Consider the following 3,927-nt stretch of genomic DNA (forward strand, 5'->3'; position numbering starts at 1 on the left):
GCTAACTCCTCCGCGTGACCTTCCGGCACCGGGCAGGCGTCAGACCCTATACGTCGCCTTGCGGCTTCTGCAGAGTCCTGTGTTTTTGGTAAACAGTCGCTTGGGCCTCTCCACTGCGGCCCGCCTCCGCTCCCGGAGCAAGTCCGTTCACGTACGCGCGGGCACCCCTTCTCCCGAAGTTACGGGGCCATTGTGCCGAGTTCCTTGACCATGGTTGACCCGATCGCCTCGGTATGTTCTACCCACCCACCTGTGTCGGTTTGCGGTACGGGCGCGCACGCGCCTGCCTAGGGGTTTTTCTAGGGACCTCGGGCTCACTCGCTTCGCTTAAGTGCTTCGTCCGGAGCCTCGCCCTTCTGCGGACCGGATTTCCCTGGTCCGCGGGCCGCGCTCCATCACGGGGACGTCCAGAACCCCGCCGAGCCACCCCCATCCGTCGCCCCGTCGGTCGTAGCGCCGCGTGCGCGGTGCAGGAATGTCTGCCTGCTGCGCGTCGGCTACGCCTCCCGGCCTCGCCTTAGCCCCCGACTGACCCTGGGAGGATTAGCCTTGCCCAGGAAACCTCGGGTTCACGGCGGACGAGTTACTCTCTCGTCTCTCGCTACTCATGCCAGCATTCTCACTCCCATGCGCTCCACCGTCGGTCGCCCTCCGGCTTCTCCGCCCATGGGAAGCTCCCCTACCGATTCTATAGATAAAATCCCGCCGCTTCGGTGTCCAGCTTAGCCCCGTGTATTGTCGGCGCATGTCCACTCGACCAGTGAGCTGTTACGCACTCTTTGAATGCATGGCTGCTTCTAAGCCAACATCCTGGTTGTCTGGGCGGACGCACATCCTTTGCCACTCGGCTGGAACTTGGGGACCTTAGCGGGCGGTCCGGGCTGTTTCCCTCTCGAGCACACAGCTTAGCCCACATGCTCTGACTGCCGCGCTCTGGGCCGCCGGCATTCGGAGTTCGGTTGGATTCGGTAGGCGGCGAAGCCCCCTCGTCCATCCGGTGCTCTACCTCCGGCGGTGAACGCGCGACGCTAGCCCTAAAGCTATTTCGGGGAGAACGAGATATCTCCGGGTTTGATTGGCCTTTCACCCCTATCCGCAGGTCATCGCCGCCGTTTTCAACCGACGTGCGTTCGGCCCTCCACGGGGTCTTACCCCCGCTTCAGCCTGCCCACGGATAGCTCACCCGGCTTCGCGTCCGCGGCGCGGGACTCAAGTCGCCCTGTTAAGGCTCGCTTTCGCTCCGGCTCCCTTTCGGTTAACCTCGCCCCGCGCCAGCGACTCGCTGGCTCATTCTACAAAAGGCACGCCGTCACACCCCGGAGGGTGCTCCGACTGCTCGTGGGCGCACGGTTTCAGGTACTGTTTCACTCCCCTCCCGGGGTGCTTTTCACCTTTCCCTCACGGTACTGGTGCGCTATCGGTCACAGGGTAGTACTCAGGCTTGGATGGTGGTCCACCCAGGTTCGGACCGGGTTTCACGTGCCCGGCCCTACTCAGGGACCGCGTCGCGCCGTCCGGTCTGGGTTCGCGTACGGGGCTGTCACCCGCTGCGGCCGGCCCTCCCATGCCGTTCCGCTCCCCAGCCGGACCTGCGCCCGGGGGCGGCAGCCCCCGGATGCGCGGCCCTGCAACCCCGCCGGCGGAACCCCTGCCGGGTACGCCCGCTCGACGGTTTGGCCATCGGTCCCCTTTCGCTCGCCGCTACTCGGGGAGTCTCGAGATTGATTTCCTCTCCTCCGGGTACTTAGATGTTTCAGTTCCCCGGGTTGTCCTCCCCCCGCCTATGTGTTCAGCGGGGGGATATCCGTACCTCTACGGATGGGTTCGCCCATTCGGAGACCCCCGGGTCGAAGGATGTGTGCTCCTCGCCGGGGATTATCGCAGCTTGCCGCGTCCTTCATCGGCTCCCTGTGCCAAGGCATCCGCCGTGCGCCCGTGGTATCTTGCGGGACCGCTCCGGGCCCGCGGGATATCCACGTGTCGCTAATGAAAATTAATCGATATCATGAATAGCGCTCTCATGTCGCAATTCGGGTATCTCATACCGCGGCACAGCGTGTTCCACTGTGCTCGCGATCAGATGCTCCTCACTCATAATTAAGTGAATTCCTCTTGTTTGGATCGGATGAATGATTGCTATCATTCTCTGTTTAGATCGCAGAAAAGAATCGAGTCTGGAAGAATGATCTTCCATCTCTCTCCTATCGCTATGCGGCTCTCAAGGTACGCGGGTGCGACCCCGGGGACCGGGTGCTGCGGGGACGTATCCGGGCCAGACATCCACCGGACGGGCTCCTGCCCTCCATTCGAGTTAAGTTGATCTCTCTAAGAATGTGTCTCCCTAGAAAGGAGGTGATCCAGCCGCACCTTCCGGTACGGCTACCTTGTTACGACTTCACCCCCCTCACCCTCCACACCTTCGGCGCCTCCCCCCTCTCGGTTGGGCCGGCGACTTCGGGTGCAGACGACTCGGGTGGTGTGACGGGCGGTGTGTACAAGGCCCGGGAACGCATTCACCGCGGCATGCTGATCCGCGATTACTAGCAACTCCGACTTCATGGGGGCGGGTTGCAGCCCCCAATCCGAACTGGGGCCGGCTTTCCGGGATCCGCTCCCCCTCGCGGGGTGGCATCCCTCTGTACCGGCCATTGTAGCACGTGTGCAGCCCAGGGCATAAGGGGCATGATGACTTGACGTCGTCCCCGCCCTCCTCCGCCTTGACGGCGGCGGTCCCGCGTGGGTTCCCGGCATCACCCGATGGCAACACGCGGCGGGGGTTGCGCTCGTTGCGGGACTTAACCCAACATCTCACGACACGAGCTGACGACAGCCATGCACCACCTGTATGGGCTCCTCTCGGCCACGGGGTCTCCCCCGCTTCACCCATATGTCAAGCCCTGGTAAGGTTCTTCGCGTTGCTTCGAATTAAGCCACATGCTCCGCTGCTTGTGCGGGCCCCCGTCAATTCCTTTGAGTTTTAGCCTTGCGGCCGTACTCCCCAGGCGGGACGCTTAATGCGTTGGCTGCGGCACGGGGGGATCGTCCCCCCACACCTAGCGTCCATCGTTTACGGCTGGGACTACCAGGGTATCTAATCCTGTTCGCTCCCCCAGCTTTCGCGCCTCAGCGTCGGTCTCGGCCCAGAGGGCCGCCTTCGCCACCGGTGTTCCACCCGATATCTGCGCATTCCACCGCTACACCGGGTGTTCCACCCTCCCCTACCGGACCCAAGCCGCGGAGGTTCCGGGGGCTTCGGGGGGTTGAGCCCCCCGCTTCGACCCCCGGCCTGCCGGGCCGCCTACGCGCGCTTTACGCCCAATGAATCCGGATAACGCTCGCCCCCTACGTATTACCGCGGCTGCTGGCACGTAGTTAGCCGGGGCTTCTTCTGCAGGTACAGTCTCGTCTCTTCCCTGCTGAAAGCGGTTTACGACCCGAAGGCCTCCGTCCCGCACGCGGCGTCGCTGCGTCAGGGTTGCCCCCATTGCGCAAGATTCCCCACTGCTGCCTCCCGTAGGAGTCTGGGCCGTGTCTCAGTCCCAATCTGGCCGGTCGGTCTCTCAACCCGGCTACCCGTTGTCGGCACGGTGGGCCGTCACCCCGCCGTCTACCTGATGGGCCGCGGAGCCATCCCCTCCCGTCGGGGCTTTAGCCCGGGCGCCATGCGGCACCCGGGGGTATCCGGTATTACCCGTCCTTTCGGGCGGCTATCCCGGGGGAGGGGGCAGGTTCTCCACGTGTTACTCAGCCGTTCGCCACTCGCCTCTATCCGAAGATAGGTGCCGTTCGACTTGCATGTGTTAGGCGCGCCGCCAGCGTTCATCCTGAGCCAGGATCGAACTCTCCGTCCAAATATGCTTGGGCCTCGAGCCCGTCCGGTCCTCTCAGTCATCGCTGATCGGTTCCGTTCGATTCATATGGTTCTGT

The 3,927-nt window shown here is 63.5% G+C and carries 2 rRNA genes; both read right to left on the reverse strand.

Annotated elements, in window-relative coordinates:
* Positions 1-1,949: ribosomal RNA gene (locus tag ACTM86_RS08835) — 23S ribosomal RNA — on the reverse strand; the annotation flags it as partial.
* 396 nt (positions 1,950-2,345) lie between these two features.
* Positions 2,346-3,851, reverse strand: a 16S ribosomal RNA gene (locus ACTM86_RS08840).
* Positions 3,852-3,927: the final 76 nt, after the last annotated feature.

Origin of the sequence: Collinsella sp. HCP3S3_E11 (assembly GCF_052067375.1) — a bacterium.
Taxonomy (GTDB): Bacteria; Actinomycetota; Coriobacteriia; order Coriobacteriales; family Coriobacteriaceae; genus Collinsella.